At 59.0% G+C, this 21,238-nt stretch carries 24 protein-coding genes and 4 tRNA genes; 19 read left to right on the top strand and 9 right to left on the bottom strand.

Going from position 1 to position 21,238, the window contains the following annotated elements; all coding sequences use genetic code 11:
* Window positions 1–5 precede the first annotated feature (5 nt).
* From ileS to ispH, 4 genes are all read left to right on the top strand, one after another.
* On the top strand, window positions 6–2,837 hold the full coding sequence (ileS, locus tag AAEZ06_RS01920) for an isoleucine--tRNA ligase (RefSeq protein WP_149410800.1): 2,832 nt from the start codon (window positions 6–8) through the stop codon (window positions 2,835–2,837).
* Window positions 2,830–3,357, top strand: coding sequence for a signal peptidase II (gene lspA, locus AAEZ06_RS01915; RefSeq protein ID WP_149410801.1), 528 nt, complete (start codon window positions 2,830–2,832; stop codon window positions 3,355–3,357). Before ileS ends, lspA begins: the two co-directional genes overlap by 8 nt.
* 7 nt (window positions 3,358–3,364) lie before the next feature.
* Window positions 3,365–3,802 (top strand): FKBP-type peptidyl-prolyl cis-trans isomerase, encoded by a 438-nt coding sequence (fkpB, locus tag AAEZ06_RS01910; protein WP_178114384.1) that lies wholly within the window; start codon window positions 3,365–3,367, stop codon window positions 3,800–3,802.
* Window positions 3,803–3,871: 69 nt separating this feature from the next.
* Window positions 3,872–4,819 carry a 4-hydroxy-3-methylbut-2-enyl diphosphate reductase gene (ispH, locus tag AAEZ06_RS01905; RefSeq protein WP_149410803.1) on the top strand — a complete coding sequence of 316 codons (948 nt, stop codon included), beginning with the start codon at window positions 3,872–3,874 and terminating at the stop codon, window positions 4,817–4,819.
* Here the strand turns inward: ispH and AAEZ06_RS01900 are convergent.
* Entirely contained in the window at window positions 4,773–5,357 is a 585-nt protein-coding gene (locus AAEZ06_RS01900) for a GspH/FimT family pseudopilin (RefSeq protein ID WP_149410804.1), read from the bottom strand. The two genes, ispH and AAEZ06_RS01900, sit on opposite strands and share 47 nt — an antisense overlap.
* A gap of 250 nt (window positions 5,358–5,607) precedes the next feature.
* Between AAEZ06_RS01900 and pilV the strand changes: the two genes are divergently transcribed.
* From pilV to thiO, 5 genes are read left to right on the top strand one after another with little or no spacing between them, the layout of a single operon-like run.
* Entirely contained in the window at window positions 5,608–6,093 is a 486-nt protein-coding gene (gene pilV / locus AAEZ06_RS01895) for a type IV pilus modification protein PilV (protein WP_149410805.1), read from the top strand.
* The gene (locus AAEZ06_RS01890) at window positions 6,090–6,797 is read left to right on the top strand and encodes a prepilin-type N-terminal cleavage/methylation domain-containing protein (protein ID WP_350612630.1); all 708 of its coding nucleotides are present in this window, start codon (window positions 6,090–6,092) and stop codon (window positions 6,795–6,797) included. Before pilV ends, AAEZ06_RS01890 begins: the two co-directional genes overlap by 4 nt.
* Window positions 6,798–6,822: 25 nt before the next feature.
* Window positions 6,823–7,320, top strand: a complete 498-nt coding sequence (locus AAEZ06_RS01885) for a pilus assembly PilX family protein (RefSeq protein ID WP_256666100.1) — start codon at window positions 6,823–6,825, stop codon at window positions 7,318–7,320.
* Between the two features lie 12 nt (window positions 7,321–7,332).
* Window positions 7,333–7,734 (top strand): type IV pilin protein, encoded by a 402-nt coding sequence (locus AAEZ06_RS01880; protein ID WP_149410808.1) that lies wholly within the window; start codon window positions 7,333–7,335, stop codon window positions 7,732–7,734.
* A 57-nt stretch (window positions 7,735–7,791) separates the two neighbouring features.
* Window positions 7,792–8,892: a glycine oxidase ThiO gene (gene thiO / locus AAEZ06_RS01875; RefSeq protein WP_149410809.1), complete on the top strand. Its 1,101-nt coding sequence runs from the start codon at window positions 7,792–7,794 to the stop codon at window positions 8,890–8,892.
* Window positions 8,893–8,940: 48 nt separating this feature from the next.
* Here the strand turns inward: thiO and AAEZ06_RS01870 are convergent, their stop codons facing one another.
* Window positions 8,941–9,174, bottom strand: a complete 234-nt coding sequence (locus AAEZ06_RS01870) for a PP0621 family protein (RefSeq protein ID WP_133099969.1) — start codon at window positions 9,172–9,174, stop codon at window positions 8,941–8,943.
* Window positions 9,175–9,297: 123 nt separating this feature from the next.
* Window positions 9,298–10,323, bottom strand: coding sequence for an outer membrane protein assembly factor BamD (locus AAEZ06_RS01865; protein ID WP_149410810.1), 1,026 nt, complete (start codon window positions 10,321–10,323; stop codon window positions 9,298–9,300).
* A gap of 149 nt (window positions 10,324–10,472) precedes the next feature.
* Between AAEZ06_RS01865 and rluD the strand changes: the two genes are divergently transcribed.
* The 7 genes from rluD to AAEZ06_RS01830 all read left to right on the top strand — a co-directional run bounded on the left by rluD (window position 10,473) and on the right by AAEZ06_RS01830 (window position 15,568).
* On the top strand, window positions 10,473–11,435 hold the full coding sequence (rluD, locus tag AAEZ06_RS01860) for a 23S rRNA pseudouridine(1911/1915/1917) synthase RluD (protein WP_149410811.1): 963 nt from the start codon (window positions 10,473–10,475) through the stop codon (window positions 11,433–11,435).
* Window positions 11,432–12,157, top strand: coding sequence for a peptidoglycan editing factor PgeF (pgeF, locus tag AAEZ06_RS01855; protein WP_149410812.1), 726 nt, complete (start codon window positions 11,432–11,434; stop codon window positions 12,155–12,157). The genes rluD and pgeF overlap by 4 nt, the downstream gene beginning before the upstream one ends.
* A 131-nt stretch (window positions 12,158–12,288) precedes the next feature.
* Complete coding sequence (gene clpB, locus AAEZ06_RS01850; protein ID WP_149410813.1) at window positions 12,289–14,853, top strand: ATP-dependent chaperone ClpB; 2,565 nt, start codon at window positions 12,289–12,291, stop codon at window positions 14,851–14,853.
* Between the two features lie 300 nt (window positions 14,854–15,153).
* Window positions 15,154–15,229: transfer RNA gene (locus AAEZ06_RS01845), tRNA-Asn, on the top strand.
* A gap of 9 nt (window positions 15,230–15,238) precedes the next feature.
* Window positions 15,239–15,315 (top strand) — tRNA-Pro (locus AAEZ06_RS01840).
* 5 nt (window positions 15,316–15,320) lie between these two features.
* Window positions 15,321–15,396, top strand: a tRNA-Lys gene (locus AAEZ06_RS01835).
* A 95-nt stretch (window positions 15,397–15,491) separates the two neighbouring features.
* Window positions 15,492–15,568, top strand: a tRNA-Pro gene (locus AAEZ06_RS01830).
* A 195-nt stretch (window positions 15,569–15,763) separates the two neighbouring features.
* On the opposite strand, the gene AAEZ06_RS01825 is transcribed toward AAEZ06_RS01830, so the two are convergent.
* The 3 genes from AAEZ06_RS01825 to AAEZ06_RS01815 form a co-directional block, all read right to left on the bottom strand.
* The gene (locus tag AAEZ06_RS01825) at window positions 15,764–17,062 is read right to left on the bottom strand and encodes an NAD(P)/FAD-dependent oxidoreductase (RefSeq protein WP_350612626.1); all 1,299 of its coding nucleotides are present in this window, start codon (window positions 17,060–17,062) and stop codon (window positions 15,764–15,766) included.
* A gap of 60 nt (window positions 17,063–17,122) precedes the next feature.
* Entirely contained in the window at window positions 17,123–17,296 is a 174-nt protein-coding gene (locus AAEZ06_RS01820; RefSeq protein ID WP_149410815.1) for a DUF3094 family protein, read from the bottom strand.
* 89 nt (window positions 17,297–17,385) lie between these two features.
* On the bottom strand, window positions 17,386–18,015 hold the full coding sequence (locus AAEZ06_RS01815; protein WP_149410816.1) for a DUF1780 domain-containing protein: 630 nt from the start codon (window positions 18,013–18,015) through the stop codon (window positions 17,386–17,388).
* Window positions 18,016–18,117: 102 nt separating this feature from the next.
* Between AAEZ06_RS01815 and AAEZ06_RS01810 the strand changes: the two genes are divergently transcribed.
* The 3 genes from AAEZ06_RS01810 to AAEZ06_RS01800 all read left to right on the top strand — a co-directional run bounded on the left by AAEZ06_RS01810 (window position 18,118) and on the right by AAEZ06_RS01800 (window position 19,550).
* The gene (locus tag AAEZ06_RS01810) at window positions 18,118–18,585 is read left to right on the top strand and encodes an FAD/FMN-containing dehydrogenase (RefSeq protein ID WP_149410817.1); all 468 of its coding nucleotides are present in this window, start codon (window positions 18,118–18,120) and stop codon (window positions 18,583–18,585) included.
* Window positions 18,582–19,271 carry an energy-coupling factor ABC transporter permease gene (locus AAEZ06_RS01805; protein ID WP_133099960.1) on the top strand — a complete coding sequence of 230 codons (690 nt, stop codon included), beginning with the start codon at window positions 18,582–18,584 and terminating at the stop codon, window positions 19,269–19,271. Before AAEZ06_RS01810 ends, AAEZ06_RS01805 begins: the two co-directional genes overlap by 4 nt.
* Window positions 19,272–19,334: 63 nt before the next feature.
* Window positions 19,335–19,550: a hypothetical protein gene (locus AAEZ06_RS01800; protein ID WP_149410818.1), complete on the top strand. Its 216-nt coding sequence runs from the start codon at window positions 19,335–19,337 to the stop codon at window positions 19,548–19,550.
* Here AAEZ06_RS01800 and yacG read toward each other — a convergent pair.
* From yacG to AAEZ06_RS01785, 3 genes are read right to left on the bottom strand one after another with little or no spacing between them, the layout of a single operon-like run.
* A complete protein-coding gene (yacG, locus tag AAEZ06_RS01795; protein WP_149410819.1) occupies window positions 19,547–19,747 on the bottom strand; it encodes a DNA gyrase inhibitor YacG in 201 nt (66 codons plus the stop codon). The two genes, AAEZ06_RS01800 and yacG, sit on opposite strands and share 4 nt — an antisense overlap.
* Entirely contained in the window at window positions 19,744–20,367 is a 624-nt protein-coding gene (coaE, locus tag AAEZ06_RS01790) for a dephospho-CoA kinase (RefSeq protein WP_133099958.1), read from the bottom strand. Before coaE ends, yacG begins: the two co-directional genes overlap by 4 nt.
* Entirely contained in the window at window positions 20,364–21,236 is an 873-nt protein-coding gene (locus AAEZ06_RS01785) for a prepilin peptidase (protein ID WP_149410820.1), read from the bottom strand. The genes coaE and AAEZ06_RS01785 overlap by 4 nt, the downstream gene beginning before the upstream one ends.
* Window positions 21,237–21,238 lie beyond the last annotated feature (2 nt).

Genomic DNA, 21,238 nt, shown 5'->3' with positions numbered 1-21,238 from the left:
CTTAAATGACCGACTATAAAGCCACGCTAAACCTTCCGGACACCGCCTTCCCAATGAAGGCCGGCCTGCCACAGCGCGAACCGCAGATACTGCAGCGCTGGGACAGTATTGGCCTGTACGGAAAGTTGCGCGAGATTGGCAAGGACCGCCCGAAGTTCGTCCTGCACGACGGCCCTCCTTATGCCAACGGCACGATTCACATCGGTCATGCGCTGAATAAGATTCTCAAGGACATGATTATTCGTTCGAAAACCCTTTCGGGTTTCGACGCGCCTTATGTCCCAGGCTGGGATTGCCACGGCCTGCCAATCGAACACAAAGTCGAAGTGACCCACGGCAAGAACCTGGGCGCCGACAAGACCCGCGAACTGTGCCGTGCCTACGCCACCGAGCAGATCGAAGGGCAGAAGTCCGAGTTCATCCGCCTGGGTGTGTTGGGCGACTGGGCCAACCCGTACAAGACCATGGACTTCAAGAACGAGGCCGGTGAAATCCGTGCCTTGGCTGAAATCGTCAAGGGCGGTTTCGTGTTCAAGGGCCTCAAGCCGGTGAACTGGTGCTTCGACTGCGGCTCTGCCCTGGCTGAAGCGGAAGTCGAGTATGAAGACAAGAAGTCTTCAACCATCGACGTTGCCTTCCCGATTGCCGACGAAGCCAAGCTGGCTGAAGCCTTCGGGCTGGCGAGCCTGGCCAAGCCAGCCTCCATCGTGATCTGGACCACCACTCCGTGGACCATCCCGGCCAACCAGGCGCTCAACGTGCACTCGGAATTCACCTACGCCCTGGTGGACGTCGGTGACAAGCTGTTGGTGTTGGCCGAAGAACTGGTCGAGTCGTGCCTGACCCGCTACAACCTGCAAGGTTCGGTGATTGCCACCACTACCGGCTCCGCTCTGGAGCTGATCAACTTCCGTCACCCGTTCTATGACCGTCTGTCGCCAATCTACCTGGCTGACTACGTCGAGTTGGGTGCCGGCACCGGCGTGGTTCACTGCTCGCCCGCCTATGGCGTGGACGACTTCGTGATCTGCAAGCAATACGGCCTGGTCAACGACGACATCATCAGTCCAGTGCAAAGCAACGGTGTGTACTCGCCGTCCCTGGAGTTCTTCGGCGGCCAGTTCATCTTCAAGGCCAACCCGGCGATCATCGACAAGCTGGCGGAAGTTGGTGCGCTGTTGCACACCGAAACCATCAGCCACAGCTACATGCACTGCTGGCGCCACAAGACCCCGCTGATCTATCGCGCTACCGCGCAATGGTTCATCGGCATGGACAACGAGCCTACCAGCGGCGAAACCCTGCGCAAGCGTGCGCTCAAGGCCATCGAAGAGACTCAGTTCGTCCCGGCCTGGGGTCAGGCGCGCCTGCACTCGATGATCGCTAACCGTCCGGACTGGTGCATCTCTCGCCAGCGTAACTGGGGCGTGCCGATCCCGTTCTTCCTGAACAAGGAAAGCGGCGAGCTGCACCCGCGCACCGTCGAGCTGATGGAAGTCGTGGCCCAGCGTGTTGAAGAAGAGGGCATTGAAGCCTGGTTCAAGCTGGACGCCGCCGAGTTGCTGGGTGACGAGGCGCCGCTGTACGACAAGATCAGCGACACCCTCGACGTCTGGTTCGATTCGGGCACCACCCACTGGCACGTCCTTCGTGGTTCGCACTCGATGGGTCATGAGACCGGCCCGCGCGCCGACCTGTATCTGGAAGGCTCGGACCAGCATCGCGGCTGGTTCCACTCGTCGCTGCTGACCGGTTGCGCCATCGATAACCACGCGCCGTACCGCGAGCTGCTGACCCACGGCTTCACCGTCGACGAGAACGGCCGCAAGATGTCCAAGTCCCTGGGCAACGTGATCGCGCCGCAGAAGGTCAACGACACCCTGGGCGCCGACATCATGCGCCTTTGGGTCGCCTCGACCGATTACTCGGGCGAGATAGCCGTGTCCGAGCAGATTCTTGCACGCAGCGCCGACGCCTACCGCCGTATTCGCAATACCGCACGCTTCATGTTGTCGAACCTGACCGGTTTCAACCCGGCCACCGACATCCTGCCGGCCGAGGAAATGCTCGCCCTGGACCGTTGGGCTGTGGACCGTACCCTGTTGCTGCAGCGCGAGTTGCAGGAAAACTACGGCGAATACCGCTTCTGGAACGTCTACTCGAAAATTCACAACTTCTGCGTCCAGGAGTTGGGTGGCTTCTACCTCGATATCATCAAGGACCGCCAGTACACCACCGGCGCCAACAGCAAGGCGCGCCGCTCGGCGCAGACCGCGCTGTATCACATCTCTGAAGCGCTGGTGCGCTGGATCGCGCCGATCCTGGCGTTCACCGCCGACGAGCTGTGGGAGTACCTGCCGGGCGAGCGTAACGAATCGGTGATGCTCAACACTTGGTACGAAGGCCTGACCGAGCTGCCGGCCGATTTCGAGCTGGGCCGCGATTACTGGGAAGGGGTGATGGCGGTCAAGGTTGCCGTGAACAAGGAGCTGGAGGTTCAGCGCGCGGCCAAGGCCGTCGGTGGCAATCTGCAGGCCGAAGTAACGCTGTTTGCCGAGGAAGGCCTGACCGCCGACCTGGCCAAACTGAGCAATGAGCTGCGTTTCGTGCTGATCACCTCGACTGCCAGCCTGGCGCCATTCGTCCAGGCTCCGGCCGATGCAGTGGCCACTGAAGTGCCGGGCCTCAAACTCAAGGTGGTCAAGTCAGCCTTCACCAAGTGCGCTCGTTGCTGGCACTGCCGTGAAGACGTCGGCGTGAACCCGGAGCATCCGGAAATCTGTGGTCGTTGTGTCGACAACATCAGCGGCGCGGGCGAGGTTCGTCACTATGCCTAACCAAGCCGGGCCTAATACAGCCAGTCGTTTCGGACGTCTGGGCTGGCTCGTCCTGAGCTTGCTGGTCCTGGTCATTGACCAGGTCAGCAAGGCTCACTTCGAGGGCACCCTGGATATGTTCCAGCAGATCGTGGTTATTCCTGACTATTTCAGCTGGACCCTGGCCTACAACACCGGCGCAGCGTTCAGCTTCCTGGCCGACAGCTCCGGCTGGCAGCGCTGGCTGTTCGCGCTGATTGCCATCGTAGTCAGTGCGGTGCTGGTGGTTTGGCTCAAGCGCTTGGGGCGCGATGACACTTGGCTGGCCGTTGCGCTGGCCTTGGTGTTGGGCGGGGCGTTGGGTAACCTGTACGACCGCATTGCCCTGGGCCATGTAATCGACTTCATTCTGGTGCATTGGCAGAACCGCTGGTATTTCCCTGCGTTCAACTTTGCCGACAGCGCTATTACTGTCGGTGCCGTGATGCTGGCACTGGATATGTTCAAAAGTAAGAAAACCGGAGAAACCGTTCATGACTGAACAGGTATTGGCTGAGCAACGCATCAGCCAGAACACGGAAGTCACCTTGCATTTCGCACTGCGCCTGGAGAACGGCGACACGGTCGACAGCACTTTCGACAAGGCCCCGGCGACCTTCAAGGTCGGCGATGGCAACCTGCTTCCGGGTTTTGAAGCGGCGCTGTTCGGCTTCAAGGCCGGCGACAAGCGCAACTTGCAGATCCTGCCGGAAAACGCCTTTGGCCAGCCGAATCCGCAAAACGTGCAAATCATCCCGCGCTCGCAATTCAAGGACATGGAACTGTCTGAAGGCTTGTTGGTGATCTTCAACGATGCGGCGAATACCGAATTGCCGGGGGTGGTCAAAGCATTCGATGACGCCGAGGTGACTATCGACTTCAATCACCCGTTGGCCGGTAAAACCTTGACCTTTGATGTCGAAATCATCGACGTTAAGGCTCTGTAACTGACGAAGCCGGTTCCAGCGGGGACCGCAATGTTCCAATCTCTTGCGCTGCAAGACACGAGGCACAGCATGCAAATCAAACTCGCCAACCCCCGTGGCTTTTGCGCCGGCGTGGACCGGGCGATCGAAATCGTCAACCGTGCCCTGGAAGTCTTCGGGCCGCCGATTTATGTGCGCCATGAAGTGGTCCACAACAAATTCGTGGTCGAAGACCTGCGTGCTCGCGGCGCCATTTTTGTCGAAGAACTGGACCAGGTGCCGGATGACGTCATCGTGATCTTCAGTGCCCACGGTGTTTCCCAGGCGGTGCGTACCGAAGCTGCAGGCCGCGGCCTGAAAGTGTTCGATGCCACCTGCCCGCTGGTGACCAAGGTGCACATCGAAGTCGCGCGTTACAGTCGCGACGGTCGTGAATGCATCCTGATCGGCCATGCCGGCCACCCGGAAGTCGAAGGCACCATGGGTCAGTATGACGGCAGCAATGGTGGTGCCATCTACCTGGTGGAAGACGAAAAAGATGTCGCCGAGCTGCAAGTGCATAACCCTGACAAGCTGGCTTTCGTGACCCAGACCACCTTGTCCATGGATGACACCAGCCGCGTCATTGATGCTCTGCGCACGCGCTTCCCTGCCATTGGCGGGCCGCGCAAGGACGATATCTGCTACGCCACGCAAAACCGCCAGGATGCCGTCAAGCAGTTGGCCGATGAGTGCGACGTGGTGCTGGTCGTTGGCAGCCCCAACAGCTCCAACTCCAACCGCCTGCGGGAACTGGCCGAGCGCATGGCAACGCCGGCCTACCTGATCGATGGTGCCGAAGACATGCAGCGCAGCTGGTTTGATGGTGTCGAGCGTATTGGCATAACTGCCGGTGCCTCTGCCCCGGAAGTCCTGGTGCGCGGCGTGATTCAGCAATTGCAGGCCTGGGGCGCTACGGGCGCAGACGAGTTGGCCGGACGTGAAGAGAACATCACCTTCTCCATGCCCAAGGAGCTGCGGGTTCGTTCGCTGCTCTGAGTCCCGTGCTGCCCACGTAGCCACGGCACAGCGGCTGCTCGGTCTTGTTATTGCGCAGGCTGATGCGGCCGGTGGGCGCCAACACCACTTGATACAGGCTCAGTTGCTGGTCCGTGGCACATACATGCACGGTACCCGCACGAAAGCCTCCCGCCGCCGACAATAACGGTTCGCCCAAGCCGCTGAAGCGTATCTGGGTCCTGACCGGTGTATTGCCCACAATGGGTATGCGCCCGCTGTCCTGGCGCTCCAGCAGTACCGGGTTGCCTTCGTCCAGATGTCCACGGCCGTTCAGGTCGAGCACAACTCTCCAGCCCAGGCTCCAGTCATTGTCCAAGGCATGAATGACTACTGTCCGATTGCGTGTGATGGCCTCGGTGCGTGCGTAGCGCAGGCCTGCGGCCAGGGTTTCGGCGGCGCTCTGGCGCCGTTGTGACTCAAGCAGGCCCTTGAAGCTGGGCGCCGCCAGTTGAGCCAGGACGCTACTCAATATCAAACCGACCAGCAGCTCGATCAACGTGAAACCTCGTTGTTTCATGTCTCGTCCCTCCATGGACGTTCTCAGTTTGCCCATTCCTTGTCAGCGCCGGTCTGGGCCGGGGAGACGGGCTGCCAGATGGCAGACATAGTTATAGCGTCGACGTCGGTGTGCCGAATGGTGGCCTTCCTGTCCAAAGTATTTCGCTTTGTTCCCAGATGCAGCGCTGCTCGTGGAGCGACGCTAATCTTGGGCGCACAGGAGATTTACCGCTGCCTTTTGATGACCTTCGACATGGATGACGACGGTAATGAATGCTTGCCCAATAACGCCTTGCCCCCAGCCGATCAGTACCGGGCAAACCGGCATGACCCTGATCGAGGTGCTGGTTTCGGTGCTTATTCTCAGCGTCGGCCTGCTGGGTGCGGTGGTGATCCAGCTTAACGCGCTCAAGTACACCGACAGTTCGCGGATGACCAGCCAGGCCAGTTTTATCGCTTACGACATGCTGGACCGGATTCGCGCCAACTCAGGCGCAGATTACTCATGGTCACAAACGCAGAGCGGTTCCTCCAGGCCCTCAGGGGCCAGCGTTCGTGATTTGGACCTGCATGACTTTGAGGCCAATATCATCCGCTTTGCCGGGGAGAGCGCCAAAGGTTCGGTTGCCATCAATCAGCGGGAGGCGACCATCAGCATCAGTTGGGATGATTCTCGCGCTGCCAATGTCGGCAATACCCGTGAAACCTTCACTCTGGCCAGTCGAGTTGCCGTCGATCCGCGAGCCTTGCAATGAGGCGGCCCTGCCGTGGTTTTGGGCTGATTGAGCTGCTGCTGGCGCTGACCCTTGGATTGGTAGTGGTGATGACCGTTGTCCAGGTGTCCCTTGCCACGCGAAACACCTACGCCAGCCAACATGCGTCGACGTTATTGCAGGACGATGCCCGATTTGTCCTGAGCAAGATGATTCAGGAGATTCGTCTGGCAGGTATGTTCGGTTGCCTGTCCACTGCGTCGATCAGTGATGCCCCGGCTGAGTTTTCCAGGCCTGTTGGTTGGGCTGGTACTGGCAGCTCAAAGGTTCTGACGTTGGTCACGGGCGATGTGGGTAGTGAAGGCAGCAATCCAGATTGGACGGTGCTCTCCAATTGCGTCGAGAGTGCCCGGGCCTATGCTGGCGTGTCACCCAAGCCTGGCCCCGGACAGATCAGCTTTCCCATTCGCAAACTGACTTACACCTTTGAGTCCGGCCAGTTGAAACTCAGTACCCCTTCGACACCGGCCAAGGCAGTTCTGGTGGATAGCGTGCGAGCATTCGAGCTCAGCTTCGGGATGGCCGGCGCGGCAGGGTCTAGTGTTGTGACGCGGTATGACAGTAATCCGGACGATGAATCCCTGGTGCGTAGCATACGTATCCTTCTGACCCTCCAGGATCCTGGAGGTCGCGTACGGGACCAGACCTATAGCGTCGCCGCAGCCCTGCGTAATCGCCTTGAGTAGCCGTGGCATGTCGCGGCAGAGCGGTATGGTCCTGCTGATCAGTCTGGTGTTTCTGCTGTTGTTGACAGTCATCGGTCTGTCCTCGATGCAAGCGGCCACTTTGCAGGAAAAAATCGCCGGCAGCATCAGGCACCGCAACCAATCCTTTCAGGCCGCCGAAAGCGGGTTAAGGCTTGGGGAGTCCGCTGTGCAGGCTCCTGGATTTGCTTTGCAGCCATGTCCCTCGCTAGCCACCTGCGCACCGCCGAAAGAGTCGATTTCGGTGAGTGGGCCAGGAACAGATCCAGTCTCGGCCGTCACTTGGGTCGCTCTAAAGGGGGGCGTCTATGGCATTCAAAATCTGGGACGTGGCGTGGGCTTGGCTCATTTGCCGAACGGAACTTCGGCGACCGTATATCGGGTAACTGCCGCAGGTATCAGCGGCCATTCGCGCACCGTACTGGAGGCCGTGTATGCGCGGGTATCCGTGGGTGATTCTGCAGGGCCCAGGTTTCGACGAGTCATGTGGCGACAACTTCACTAGGTAAGAAGCACGATGAGCAGAGATATCAAAGGTTTTACACTGATCGAGTTACTGATCGCTGTTGCGATCATCGCCATCCTGGCCGGCATTGCCTATCCCGGTTATACCGCTCACCTGAAAAAGGTCTATCGCACGGAAATTGTCGGTCTGCTCACCGAGCAAGCCCAACATCTCGAGCGTTATTACGTGAGAAATGGCATTTTTATTGACGCCAGCGGCGTCAGCGCCGGTAATGATCGCTATAAAATCACGGTGACGTTGAACCCGCAGGATTTCAGCTTGATGGCCACGCCCCTCGCCGGTTCGGTGATGATGGGCGACTCCTGTGGTGACTTCAGCTTGATCAGTACCGGCGCGCGGAGCAATCCGGGTGCTGCGCCCGACATGACTCGTAAAGAGTGCTGGGGGCGATGAGGTAGATGGGCGTGGGGTGCCAGGTGCACTCTTTTCTTTTTATCGGCTGGATCGAAGATGGCTAAGCAACAGCAAGTAGTGGTGGTCGGTGGTGGCGTTATCGGCCTGTTGACGGCGTTCAACCTGGCAACCCAGGGACAGGCGGTGGTGCTGCTGGACCGTTCGGCGGTGGGGCAGGAGGCTTCCTGGGCGGGTGGTGGCATTGTTTCGCCGCTTTACCCGTGGCGCTACAGTCCTGCAGTGACCGCCCTGGCGCATTGGTCTCAGGATTTTTATCCTCAGTTGGCCGAGCGTCTTTTTGCAGCCACCGGAGTGGACCCTGAGGTTCATACCACTGGCTTGTATTGGTTGGATCTGGGCGATGAGGCTGAGGCCCTGGCTTGGGCGGCCCGTGAAGGACGACCACTGAGCAAGGTAGATATTTCGGCTGTCCGTGATGCTGTACCGGTGTTGGGTCCAGGGTTCTCACAAGCTATCTACATGGCGGGCGTGGCCAACGTGCGTAACCCACGATTGGTAAAGTCCCTCAAGGCTGCCCTGCTGGCGTTGCCTGGTGTCACCGTGCATGAGCACTGCGCGGTGGAGGGATTTATTTGTGAGGGTGGCAAAATTGTTGGTGTGAACACGGCGCTTAGTGAGTTTCGGGGTGACCACGTGGTACTCGCCGCCGGTGCCTGGAGTGGCGAGTTGCTGGGTAGCCTGGGGCTGGAGTTGCCCGTGGAGCCGATCAAGGGGCAGATGATTCTGTACAAGTGCGCGTCAGACTTCTTGCCGTGCATGGTACTAGCCAAGCGTCGCTATGCGATCCCGCGGCGAGATGGGCATATTCTGATTGGTAGCACCCTGGAGCATGACGGCTTCAATAAAACAACGACTGACAAGGCGCTGCAGAGCCTGAAAGCCTCAGCTGTGGAGCTGATACCGGCGCTGGCGGATGCTGAGGTCGTGGGGCATTGGGCCGGATTGCGGCCAGGGTCGCCGGAAGGCATTCCCTATATTGGCAAGGTGCCAGGGTTTGATGGGCTTTGGCTAAATTGCGGGCATTACCGTAATGGGCTGGTGCTGGCGCCGGCATCCTGTCAGTTGTTTGTCGATTTGTTGCTGGAGTGCGAGCCGATCATTGACCCCGCGCCGTATGCACCGACAGGGCGGATCTAGACGCAATCCAGGAGCGTGCAAGCCTGCTCCTGGATTATTGCGGCTGAATCAACGCCCGATAGACTTCGGCCCCTGCTCCAGATGCCCCTGAGTGCAATACCACTCCTGACGCGAGCTTAGGGCGTGATCTTGCGGCAAATGCACGCCACAGTGAGCGCAACGGACCATGGGCGCCGCACCTTGCTCGTGGGGCCGTTGTTGCGTCGGCACGGGGCGCTTGAACTTGCGCCATAACCATACCGCGGCAGCAATCAGAGCAATCCAGAACAGTAAACGAACCATGGTCAGTAGCTTCTCGACAAGGAATGCGGCAGTTTAGCCAAGGACGTGACCGGCGCACAGGGGAATAAAGTCGCGCCATAAAAAAGGAGCCCCTGGGGGCTCCTTTTGGCATCGCATCGACCGTTAGTCAAATACGCCAAGCGTCATGTAGCTGAACCACGAGCGGTCTTCGTTATTGCCCAGGGCTTCAGGGGTCTCTTCTTCGATCACGTCTCCGTTCTCGTCATGAGGCTTCAAGTCCGAAGGAATAGAATCCTTGGCATCCTGGTACTGCTTGATCACGTCCTGGTTGGCGCGGGTTTCGCCCGGCGGCAGCGGTGGGCGGGATTCGATCAGGCCCAAGGTGTACTTGCTCAACCACGAACGGTTGTCAGCTTCAGCCACTTGCGGCACGAACTGACCGTCTGTCAGGCTTGGGTGGTCCGGGTAGTTGAGCTTCAAGGTTTCCAAGCTAGTGGTCGCCAGGGCGTCCAGGTGCAGGCGCTGGTAAGCCTCGGTCATCACTGCCAGGCCATCACCCACGGATGGGGTTTCCTGGAAATTCTCCACTACATAGCGACCACGGTTAGCGGCAGCTACATAAGCCTGGCGGGTCAGGTAGTAGTGGGCCACGTGGATCTCGTAGGAAGCCAGCAGGTTGCGCAGGTAGATCATGCGCTGCTTGGCGTCCGGCGCGTAGCGGCTGTTGGGGTAGCGGCTGGTCAGCTGGGCGAACTCGTTGTAGGAGTCGCGCGCGGCACCTGGGTCACGCTTGGTCATGTCCAGCGGCAGGAAGCGCGCCAGCAGGCCAACGTCCTGGTCAAACGAGGTCAGGCCCTTGAGGTAGTAGGCGTAATCCACGTTTGGATGCTGCGGGTGCAGGCGGATAAAACGCTCGGCGGCGGACTTAGCAGCTTCCGGCTCGGCGTTCTTGTAGTTGGCGTAGATCAGTTCGAGCTGGGCCTGGTCGGCGTAGCGGCCGAACGGATACCGCGACTCCAGTGCCTTGAGCTTGGCCGTGGCGCTGGTGTAACTGTTGTTGTCCAGGTCGGCCTGAGCTTGCTGGTACAGCTCGACTTCGCTGAGGTTTTCGTCGACGACGTCCTTTGTTGACGAGCAAGCAGCAGTCATGGCGAGGATGGCGATCAGCAGCAGGTGTTTCACTTGCATGGCGGCTTGCGTCCCTATGACGGCCGCTGTCTTGGGCGGGGCCGTCCTGTTATGATGAGCGCCCCGTTGAAAGCCTCGGGGCAAAAGACGCCGTATTTAACCACAAGCGCGCAGCCGAAACCAAAGGCTGTGCCACGCCTAGTCTGAGCATGTCCGATAAAATTGAACTTAGCGCAGAGGTGCCGTCCGAATTGGGCGGCCAACGCCTCGATCAAGTCGCCGCACAATTATTCGCTGAGCACTCGCGCTCGCGCCTTTCCGCCTGGATCAAAGACGGCCGCCTGACTGTGGATGGAGCGGTTATCCGCCCGCGAGACATAGTCCATGGCGGTGCGATTCTTGAGCTGACTGCCGAGCAGGAAGCCCAGGGAGAATGGATCGCCCAGGACATTGAACTGGACATCGTCTATGAAGACGACGACATCCTGGTGATCAACAAACCCGCGGGCCTGGTGGTTCACCCGGCTGCCGGGCACGCTGATGGCACCCTGCTCAATGCTTTGTTGCACCATGTGCCGGACATCATCAATGTCCCGCGCTGCGGCATCGTGCATCGACTGGACAAGGACACCACCGGTCTTATGGTGGTGGCCAAGACCATTCAGGCGCAGACGCGGCTGGTTATACAATTGCAGAGCCGCAGCGTTAGCCGGATCTATGAATGCATTGTGATCGGTGTGGTAACGGCAGGTGGCAAGATCAACGCCCCTATCGGTCGCCACGGCCAGCAGCGCCAGCGCATGGCGGTGATGGAGGGCGGCAAGCAGGCCGTCAGCCATTATCGCGTGCTGGAGCGTTTCCGTTCCCACACTCATGTGCGGGTCAAGCTGGAAACCGGTCGTACTCACCAGATTCGGGTGCACATGGCCCACATCAACTTCCCGTTGGTCGGGGATCCGGCCTATGGCGGCCGCTTCCGTATTCCGCCGGCGGCCAGTGCGACCATGATTGAATCCCTGAAAACCTTCCCGCGTCAGGCGCTGCATGCACGCTTCCTGGAGCTGGATCATCCGACGAGCGGTAAGCGGATGAGCTGGGAATCGCCACTTCCGGACGACTTTGTCTGGTTGTTGTCGCTGCTCAAGCAGGATCGTGAGGCGTTTATCGGATGAGTGACTGGCTGATTCCTGACTGGCCCGCGCCGGCCGGGGTGAAAGCCTGTGTCACCACTCGTTCTGGCGGCGTCAGTCTGGCGCCGTTTGACAGCCTCAACCTTGGCGATCATGTCGAAGACAGCCCCGAGGCTGTCAGCGAAAATCGTCGACGCTTGACTGATGTCTTCTCTATTCAGCCGGCCTGGTTGCGCCAAGTCCACGGTGTGACTGTGGTCGAAGCCGATCCTGGCCGTATTGCCGAGGCCGATGGCAGTTGGACCAGCACCCCCGGCATCGCCTGCACTGCGATGACGGCTGATTGTTTGCCTGCCTTGTTTTGCAATCGCGCCGGTACTCGTGTCGCCGCAGCTCATGCCGGTTGGCGTGGCTTGGCGGCTGGTGTACTGGAAGCGGCCTTCGAAAGCCTGGAGGTTGCTCCTGCCGAAGTACTGGTCTGGTTGGGGCCGGCCATTGGTCCACAAGCTTTTGAGGTCGGCCCGCAAGTGCGCGAAGCCTTCATGCAGCAATTGCCTATAACGGCTGAAGCTTTCGTTCCCAGCCAAAATCCGGGCAAGTTCATGGCCGACATCTACCAGTTAGCTCGCCTGCGCTTGGCCGCACGCGGCATTACCGCGGTATACGGTGGTGGTTTTTGCACCGTGACTGACCCTCGCTTCTATTCTTACCGGCGCAGCCCTCGCACCGGTCGGTTTGCCTCCCTTGTCTGGCTCGAACGCTAGACTCTTCTGATCTACATCAATCCCGGGCAGCTTGAATCTTCCAGAATCGACCGCATCTATAGGGGTGTCTGGCAGGTTTCTTCATTCAGGATGTGTTTATAGCTCCGGCCTGCTCAAAAGGAAGGTGACTAATGCGTATTGATCGTTTAACCAGCAAATTGCAGTTGGCATTATCGGACTCTCAATCCCTGGCGGTTGGCCTTGATCATCCTGCCATCGAGCCTGCGCACTTGATGCAGGCGCTTCTGGAGCAGCAAGGCGGCTCCATCAAGCCGTTGCTGATGCAGGTAGGCTTTGACATCAACAGCCTACGCAAAGAGTTGAGCAAAGAGCTCGACCAACTGCCAAAAATCCAAAATCCTACCGGCGACGTGAATATGTCCCAGGATTTGGCGCGCCTGCTCAACCAGGCAGATCGCCTGGCCCAGCAGAAGGGCGACCAGTTCATCTCCAGCGAGCTGGTGTTGCTTGCCGCCATGGACGAGAACAGCAAACTCGGCAAATTGTTGCTGGGCCAGGGCGTGAGCAAGAAGGCCCTGGAAAATGCCATCAACAACCTGCGCGGTGGCGAGGCGGTGAATGACCCTAATCATGAGGAGTCCCGCCAAGCCCTGGATAAATACACCGTCGACCTGACCAAGCTCGCTGAAGAAGGCAAGCTCGATCCAGTGATTGGCCGTGACGACGAAATTCGCCGCACCATCCAGGTCCTGCAGCGTCGCACCAAGAACAATCCGGTGCTGATCGGTGAACCTGGCGTGGGTAAAACCGCCATTGCCGAAGGGCTGGCCCAGCGCATCATCAATGGTGAAGTGCCTGATGGCCTGAAGGGCAAGCGCCTGTTGTCCCTGGACATGGGCTCGCTGATTGCTGGCGCCAAGTTTCGTGGCGAGTTCGAAGAGCGTTTGAAATCTCTGCTTAACGAGCTGACGAAGCAGGAAGGGCAGATCATTCTATTTATCGACGAACTGCACACCATGGTCGGCGCCGGTAAAGGCGAAGGCGCCATGGATGCTGGCAACATGCTCAAGCCCGCCTTGGCACGGGGCGAGTTGCATTGCGTCGGCGCTACCACGCTCAACGAATACCGTCAGTACATTGAAAAGGATGCCGCGCTTGAGCGCCGCTTCCAGAAAGTTTTGGTGGAAGAGCCGAGCGAAGAGGACACCATCGCAATCCTGCGGGGCCTGAAAGAGCGTTATGAGGTTCACCACAGGGTGGCGATCACTGACGGCGCGATCATCGCGGCGGCCAAATTGAGCCATCGCTACATCACCGATCGTCAGTTGCCCGACAAGGCCATTGACCTGATCGACGAAGCGGCCAGCCGCATTCGCATGGAAATCGACTCCAAGCCGGAAGTGCTGGATCGCCTGGAGCGGCGCCTGATTCAACTTAAGGTTGAATCCCAGGCCCTGAAAAAAGAAAAGGATGAGGCGGCGATCAAGCGCCTGGAAAAACTCCAGGAAGAAATTGCCCGTCTGGAGCGTGAGTATTCGGATCTCGAAGAGATCTGGGCCGCGGAAAAAGCCGAAGTCCAGGGGTCTGCTCAGATTCAGCAAAAGATCGAGCAGTCCCGCCAGGAACTGGAATCCGCCCGCCGCAAGGGCGATCTGAATCGCATGGCCGAGTTGCAGTACGGGGTGATTCCTGACCTGGAACGCAGCCTGCAAATGGTCGACCAGCACGGCAAAAGCGAGAACCAGTTGCTGCGCAGCAAGGTGACCGAGGAAGAAATTGCCGAAGTCGTCTCCAAGTGGACGGGTATTCCTGTGTCGAAAATGCTCGAAGGCGAGCGCGACAAATTGATGAAAATGGAAAGCCTGTTGCACCAGCGTGTCATCGGCCAGGAAGAGGCGGTGGTCGCGGTGTCCAACGCGGTACGGCGTTCCCGAGCCGGGTTGTCCGACCCGGACCGTCCGAGCGGCTCGTTCATGTTCCTTGGCCCGACCGGTGTGGGTAAAACCGAACTGTGCAAGGCTTTGGCCGAGTTTCTCTTTGATACTGAAGAGGCCATGGTGCGGATCGATATGTCCGAGTTCATGGAGAAACATTCTGTGGCTCGCCTGATCGGGGCACCACCAGGCTACGTGGGATACGAAGAAGGCGGTTACCTGACCGAAGCGGTACGGCGTAAGCCTTACTCGGTGATCCTCCTGGACGAGGTCGAGAAGGCCCATCCGGATGTGTTCAACGTGTTGCTGCAAGTGCTGGAAGACGGCCGTCTGACGGACAGCCACGGACGTACCGTGGATTTTCGCAATACGGTGATCGTGATGACCTCCAACCTGGGCTCGGCGCAGATTCAGGAGCTGGTGGGCGATCGCGAAGCGCAGCGCGCAGCAGTGATGGATGCGGTATCGACGCACTTCCGGCCGGAGTTCATTAACCGGATCGATGAAGTGGTGATCTTCGAGCCATTGGCCCGAGATCAGATTGCCGGTATCGCCGAGATCCAGTTGGGTCGCCTGCGCAGTCGTCTGGCGGAGCGCGAGTTGGCGCTGGACCTGAGTGGCGAGGCGTTGGACAAACTGATCGCTGTGGGCTATGACCCGGTGTATGGCGCACGGCCGTTGAAGCGTGCGATCCAGCGCTGGATCGAGAACCCGTTGGCGCAGTTGATCTTGTCGGGCAGCTTTATGCCTGGTACCAGCGTCACGGCAACTGTGGAACACGACGAAATCGTCTTTCACTAAGCCCGGACTGCATGGCTATAAGAAGAGGCCCCGCACTGCGGGGCCTTTTTTTTCGATAGGGCGTTGAACTGTAAGGCAAAGGCTTGTAAAGTGCGCCCCGCAGTATGTCAGCCCAACGGTTTCTTCTCCCCAAGGAGAAATCTGAAACAAGTCGCAAATCATTGTCTTAAAAGCAATTTAAAGGGTTGACAGGGGTTTTTAAGATTGTAGAATAGCGCGCCTCGGAGGCACGAACGCAGCGATGCAATCGGGTCGAAGAGAAGGTAGTAAGCAGCAAAGTTTCACTTTGAAATATGTAGTTCCGTGATAGCTCAGTTGGTAGAGCAAATGACTGTTAATCATTGGGTCCCAGGTTCGAGTCCTGGTCACGGAGCCAATTTCAAGCCGGGGTATAGCGCAGTCCGGTAGCGCGCCTGCTTTGGGAGCAGGATGTCAGGAGTTCGAATCCCCTTACCCCGACCATATTTGGGTCGTTAGCTCAGTTGGTAGAGCAGTTGGCTTTTAACCAATTGGTCGTAGGTTCGAATCCCACACGACCCACCATTTTTGAACCCAGTTAACGCTGGAATCGAATCTTAAGATCAGAGGCCAAAAGCACTGATCGTAGAAGGCGACTTGTAAAGGTCGCCTTTTTTTACCGGGGTATAGCGCAGTCCGGTAGCGCGCCTGCTTTGGGAGCAGGATGTCAGGAGTTCGAATCCCCTTACCCCGACCATATTAAAAATCCTCGTATCGAAAGATACGGGGATTTTTTTTGCCTGCGATAGCGGTAGGGCAGCTGGCGAATACCCTTTGGCGGGCAAGCCCGCTCACCACGGAGTAATGTTAGGCGCTCCATTCCCTTAACTCACCGGCAATAAGGCAAGCCCGGCTCCCACAGAAGCCGGGCACTCCACATCAAACTGCGCTGTTAGTGCAACTTGAGCCTCGGCTCCGTACCGCGCCCAATCTTGCTGCCCAGCATCAACATCATTGTGCGGAAGAAGCCATACAGCGCCATCTGGTGCATGCGATACAGCGACACATAAAACATCCGCGCCAACCAGCCTTCCAGCATCACGCTGCCGGTCAGGTTGCCCATCAAGTTACCCACCGCTGAAAAACGCGACAACGAGATCAGCGATCCATAGTCGGTGTACTTGTAGGTGGGCAACGCCTTGCCTTCAATGCGCAATTTCAGCGATTTTGCCAGCAACGACGCCTGCTGGTGAGCCGCCTGCGCCCGTGGTGGCACGTTGTGGTCGGTGCCCGGTTGTGGGCAGGCCGCGCAATCACCGAAGGCGAAGATGTTTTCGTCACGGGTGGTTTGCAGGGTCGGCAAGACCTGCAGTTGGTTGATGCGGTTGGTTTCCAGCCCGGCAATGTCCTTGAGAAAACCTGGTGCGCGAATCCCAGCAGCCCAGACCTTCAGGCTGGCAGGAATTACCTGGCCGCTGCTGGTGATCAGGCTGTCGGCGGTCACTTCACTGACTGCTGCATTGGTCAGCACCGTAACCCCGAGTTTCTCCAGGGTTTTATGCACCGGCCCGCCAATGCGCTCTGGCAGGGCAGGCAACACCCGTGGCCCGGCTTCGATCAGGGTGATGTGCATGTTTTCCGGTTTGATCCGGCCCAGGCCATAGGCTGCCAGTTCGTGGGCGGCGTTATGTAACTCGGCAGCCAGTTCAACACCGGTCGCGCCGGCGCCGACGATAGCCACGCTGATCTGTTCCACTGCATCGGTCTGCCCGGCGTGGGCGCGCAAATAGTGATTGAGCAGTTGCTGATGGAAGCGCTCGGCCTGTTTGCGGGTGTCGAGGAACAGGCAGTGTTGCGCTGCGCCCGCGGTGCCGAAGTCATTGGTCGTGCTGCCGACGGCGATGACCAGGCTGTCATAGCTCAGCTCACGGGCGGGCACCAATTCCAGGCCTTGTTCGTCGAGGGTGGCGGCCAGTTGGATTTTTTTCTGCTCGCGATCAAGCCCACTCATGCGCCCCAGCTGGAACTCGAAGTGGTTCCATTTTGCCTGGGCGACATAGTTGAGTTCATCTTCCGAAGAATTCAGCGAGCCCGCTGCCACCTCGTGCAGTAATGGTTTCCAGATGTGGGTGAGGTTGGCGTCCACCAGCGTGATGCTGGCTGTGCCGCGCTTGCCCAAAGTCTTACCCAGGTGGGTAGCCAACTCCAGGCCGCCGGCGCCGCCGCCGACGATAATAATACGATGGGTCATGGGGATATCTCGCAAGGCTAAAAGAAATCGGTGCAGTTACCCGAGCGAGCGCCAGGCAGCTCATAGCGTCAGGTAACTCAAAAGGCGGCTCAGCAGACCCAGCCCGATCACTATCACCAGGACCACACCAAGGAGCAGCCACGGCCGGAAAGGCTTGCGCTCGACCTGGTTCTGGGACAGTTGCAGGTACTCTTCGACATGTTGTTGGTCGTCGGGGTTCAAGCGGCTGGTCATAAGGGCCTCGTCAGGTAGACGTTGCAAAAGGGAGCCACATTACAGCCGTGCGATTGGCGGCATTGCCAGCAGCATAGTCGTTGATCGATTCACAGGCTGATGCCGACATCAAACACTATGCTGCGCCCCAGGTTGTTGCGCAAGAAATCCGGGGCCTCGGGGTGGGCGAACAGCACCCTGGCAAACGTTGGCCCCACCAATGACAAGGAACGCCAACCCTGGCGCAGGTATTCGGTGGGTGGGGGGAAGTGGCTGTTGAGGTCCAGCACCTCACGCTTGAGGCTGGCGAAGGCGATGATATCCAGCTCCCCCAGGTCCATCCCGCGCTCCTTGTAGTTATGGGCTTTCTTGCGCAGGGTCGGTGCCAGGCGCAGCAGGAACTCATGGGCGGGAATACGTTTGGGCTTGGCCTCGCGCCGCACCAATTGGCTCAGGGAGAATGCGCTGCGCCGGCGCAACAGCTCGTCGCGCCATTCGTCATTGAGGCGCCGGCCCTCGTCGAGGACAAAAAACACTTCAAAACTGGCGTCGCGAAACAGCACGTCTGGGGGCTCTTGCCCGGCGGCATGAAACTCTTCGGCACGGTAGGGCACGTTCAAGCCTTGCAGCAGGCGCTGGCAGACCCAACGCTCACGCTCCCATTTGCGGGCATTGGACAGGAACGCGTTGGCTTGTTCGGCCGCTATGGTGAGCAGGCGCAAATAATCTGAGTCATCCATGGCTAAAGCTTAGCGTTCAAATGATGACCGCAGGAAGTCCCGCGTCAAAAGGTCGGTGTAGACTGGCCACTTGATGGCTATCCCTGGCATGAGGAGTATGTGGTGAAGTTTTTTGTCGTGGTGTTCTTGAGCCTTTTTCCCCTTTGGGCCCAGGCCGTCGAAGTGGGCGAACAAGTGGCGCCCTGGACCCTGCTCGATCAATTCGACGTGGCCTACACCCTCGATAACCAAGCGAAAATCTTGCTGGTGGCGCGCAGTATGGACGCCGCCAAACGGGTAGATACGGCGCTGCAAGGCCGGCCCCAAGGCTATCTGGAGGCGCGGCATGTGGTGTTTGTTGCCGACATTCAGCGTATGCCCAGGCTGGTCGCCAAGTTGTTCGCGGTTCCGGCGATGCAGGCTTACAACTACCGCGTCATGCTCGATCGCGACGCGCGGATCGTTCCCCGTTATCCGGCGCCTGTGGATAAAGTGCTGTGGCTGCAACTGGACAACGGCAAGCTGGTGGCGCGACACGAATACAGCTCTGCCTGCGAACTGCGCCAAGCCCTGGAGCAGGTGAAGCCGTGATCAGCGCAGCCGTGCTTGCGCCAGAAACCCTTATCATCGGCTGGCTGCTGTACGCCCCGGTGGTGATGTGGGCGGTCCTGCGTGCGCCCTGGGTCGAGCTGTTTGCTGACCGGCGACGTCAGCACCTGCTGTTTGGCACGATGTTCGCGCTATTCATGTTGTGGCTGGTACGGCGGGATTTCGACACTGGCGTGTCTTACCACTTTATCGGCATGACCGCCGTGACCCTGTTGCTCGACTGGCCCCTGGCAATCGTCGCGGGGCTGATCGCGCAAGTCGGCCTGGTGCTGCTCGGCCGCCAAGACTTGGCGGCGGTCGGGGTCAACGGCATGTTGCTGGTCCTGTTGCCGGTGTTGGTCACCGAAGCCTGCGCGTTGCTGGTGGAGCGAGCCCGGCCGCGCAATCCATTTGTGTACATCTTCTGTTCCGGCTTTTTTGCGGCGGCTCTGTCGGCATTGCTGTGTCTGTTGGTAGGGTTGGGGCTGTTGTGGTTTGACGGGCGCTTTGCGATGCCTGAATGGCTGGAGGATTTCGTCGGTTACCTGTGGCTGATCATTTTCCCCGAAGCCTTTATCAACGGCATGGTAATCAGTGCGCTGGTGGTGTTTCGCCCAGAATGGCTGGAAACCTTCAACCGCACACGGTACCTCTCGGCGCCCTGGAAGGACGACGATTCGCGGTCTTGATCCAGGTCAAATCCTGGGCAGGCAAGTGGTCTCATGCTCTGCGAAACTTCCAGGAGCACGATCATGAGTGTGTACGAGTGGGCACGGCAGGAGTTACGCAGAAGCCAGGATGCGGCACAGGAAATCGGTTTTGATCCGGGTTTGAGCCTGCGCGCCCTGCTCAGTGCGGTGGTGCAGCAGAGCAAGGGCGTGCGCAGCGTCGAGGACCTGGCCGACGAGTTGCAATTTCTCGCGGAGAACCTCGACGATCAGCAGGATTACGGCTTTATGCGGCCTTAGTGTTTTGGTTGAAGGTCTTCAGAGAACAGCTCGTCCTCGGCGTCCGGGCTGAGCGCAATCTTGTGTTCTTCCGACGCCCAGGCACCCAGGTCGATCAGTTTGCAGCGGTCCGAGCAGAACGGCCGGTTGGTGTTGGTCTCTTTCCATTCCACGGGCGCGCCGCAGGTTGGGCATTCGACTGTCAAGGGTTGGCTCATGATCGGCCTCCACGCAAAGTAAGGTAAAAGTGGTGCAGTCGCTCGACCTCGCTGTGCAGCCAGGCCAGGTCTTGGTCATTGACCAGCACATCGTCGGCATGGCGCAAGCGGTCTTCCCGAGTGGCCTGGGCCTTGAGAATCGCCTGCACCTGTTCTTCGCTGATGCCGTCGCGCTGAAGGGTACGCTGAATCTGTAGCGATTGCGGCACGTCGATCACCAGGACTCGCTGAGTCATGGTGTACTGACCGGATTCGATCAGCAGCGGCGACACTAGGATCGCATAAGGCGATTGGGCTCGCGCCAAATGGCTGCGAATCTCTTCGTCAATCAGCGGATGCAGCAAAGCTTCCAGCCAGCGGCGTTCTTCGGGGACTTCGAAGATCCGCTTGCGCAGGGCTGCGCGGTCCAATTGGCCATCGGGCAGCAGAACATCAGCGCCAAAATGCTCGGCAATACTCGCCAGTGCCGGCCTTCCGGGTTCGACCACCCAGCGGGCAGCGTGGTCGGCGTCAATCAGGTCCACGCCAAGGTCGACAAAGTGCTGGGCCGCCGCGCTTTTGCCACTGCCGATGCCGCCAGTGAGGCCAAGAATCCAGGGTGTTGCAACAGGAGTGGTCATCTGAAACCGACAGACTGCAAATAGAAGTCGGTTATTTGACCACCCCAGAGCAATGCAATCCAGCCGGCAATGGCCAGATAAGGACCAAAAGGCATAGGTGTCGACGTCTGGGCGTTACGTAGCCGTAGCAGGATCAGGCCCGTTATCGCCCCGACCAACGAGGCGAGCAACAGCGTCATCGGCAGGATTTGCCAGCCGCCCCAGGCGCCGAGCATGGCCAGCAGCTTGAAATCGCCATGGCCCATGCCGTCCTTGCCGGTGATCAGTTTGAACAGCCAGAACACCGACCACAGGCTCATGTAGCCAGCAACCGCGCCCCATAGCGCGTCAGGCGGCGACACAAGCAGGCCAAACTGATTGACGATCAACCCGAGCCAGAGCAGGGGCAATACCAGCACATCTGGCAACAATTGATGATCAGCATCGATCAAGGTCATCGCAATCAGGCCCCAGCTCAACAGCAATACCCCACCGGCCTGCCAACCGAAGCCGTAATGCCAGGCAATGAACGCCGAGATTAGCCCGCATGCCAACTCGACGAGGGGGTAGCGTGCACTAATGGGGTTATGGCACCCCGCGCAGCGGCCTCTGAGCAGCAGGTAACTGAGCAGTGGAATGTTTTCCCAGGGGCGAATTGGCCGCGAGCAGTGCGGGCAACAGGAGTTGGGGTGCAGCAGGTTGTAGGTTGGGCCGCTTGGCTCCGGGGGCAGGCCCAGTACTTCATGGGCCTGCCCCCGCCATTCCCGCTCCAGCATCTTTGGCAGGCGCCACACCAGCACGTTGAGGAAACTTCCGATGATCAGGCCAAGCACCAGCGCGATCCATACGAACACCCATGGCTGATCGGTCAGCACTTCGTTCAGTGGCATGC

This window comes from Pseudomonas sp. HY7a-MNA-CIBAN-0227, from assembly GCF_040310325.1.
Lineage (GTDB): Bacteria > Pseudomonadota > Gammaproteobacteria > Pseudomonadales > Pseudomonadaceae > Aquipseudomonas.
The sequence above is the reverse complement of the archived record's forward strand: the minus strand, read 5'-3'. Positions and strand labels throughout refer to the sequence as shown.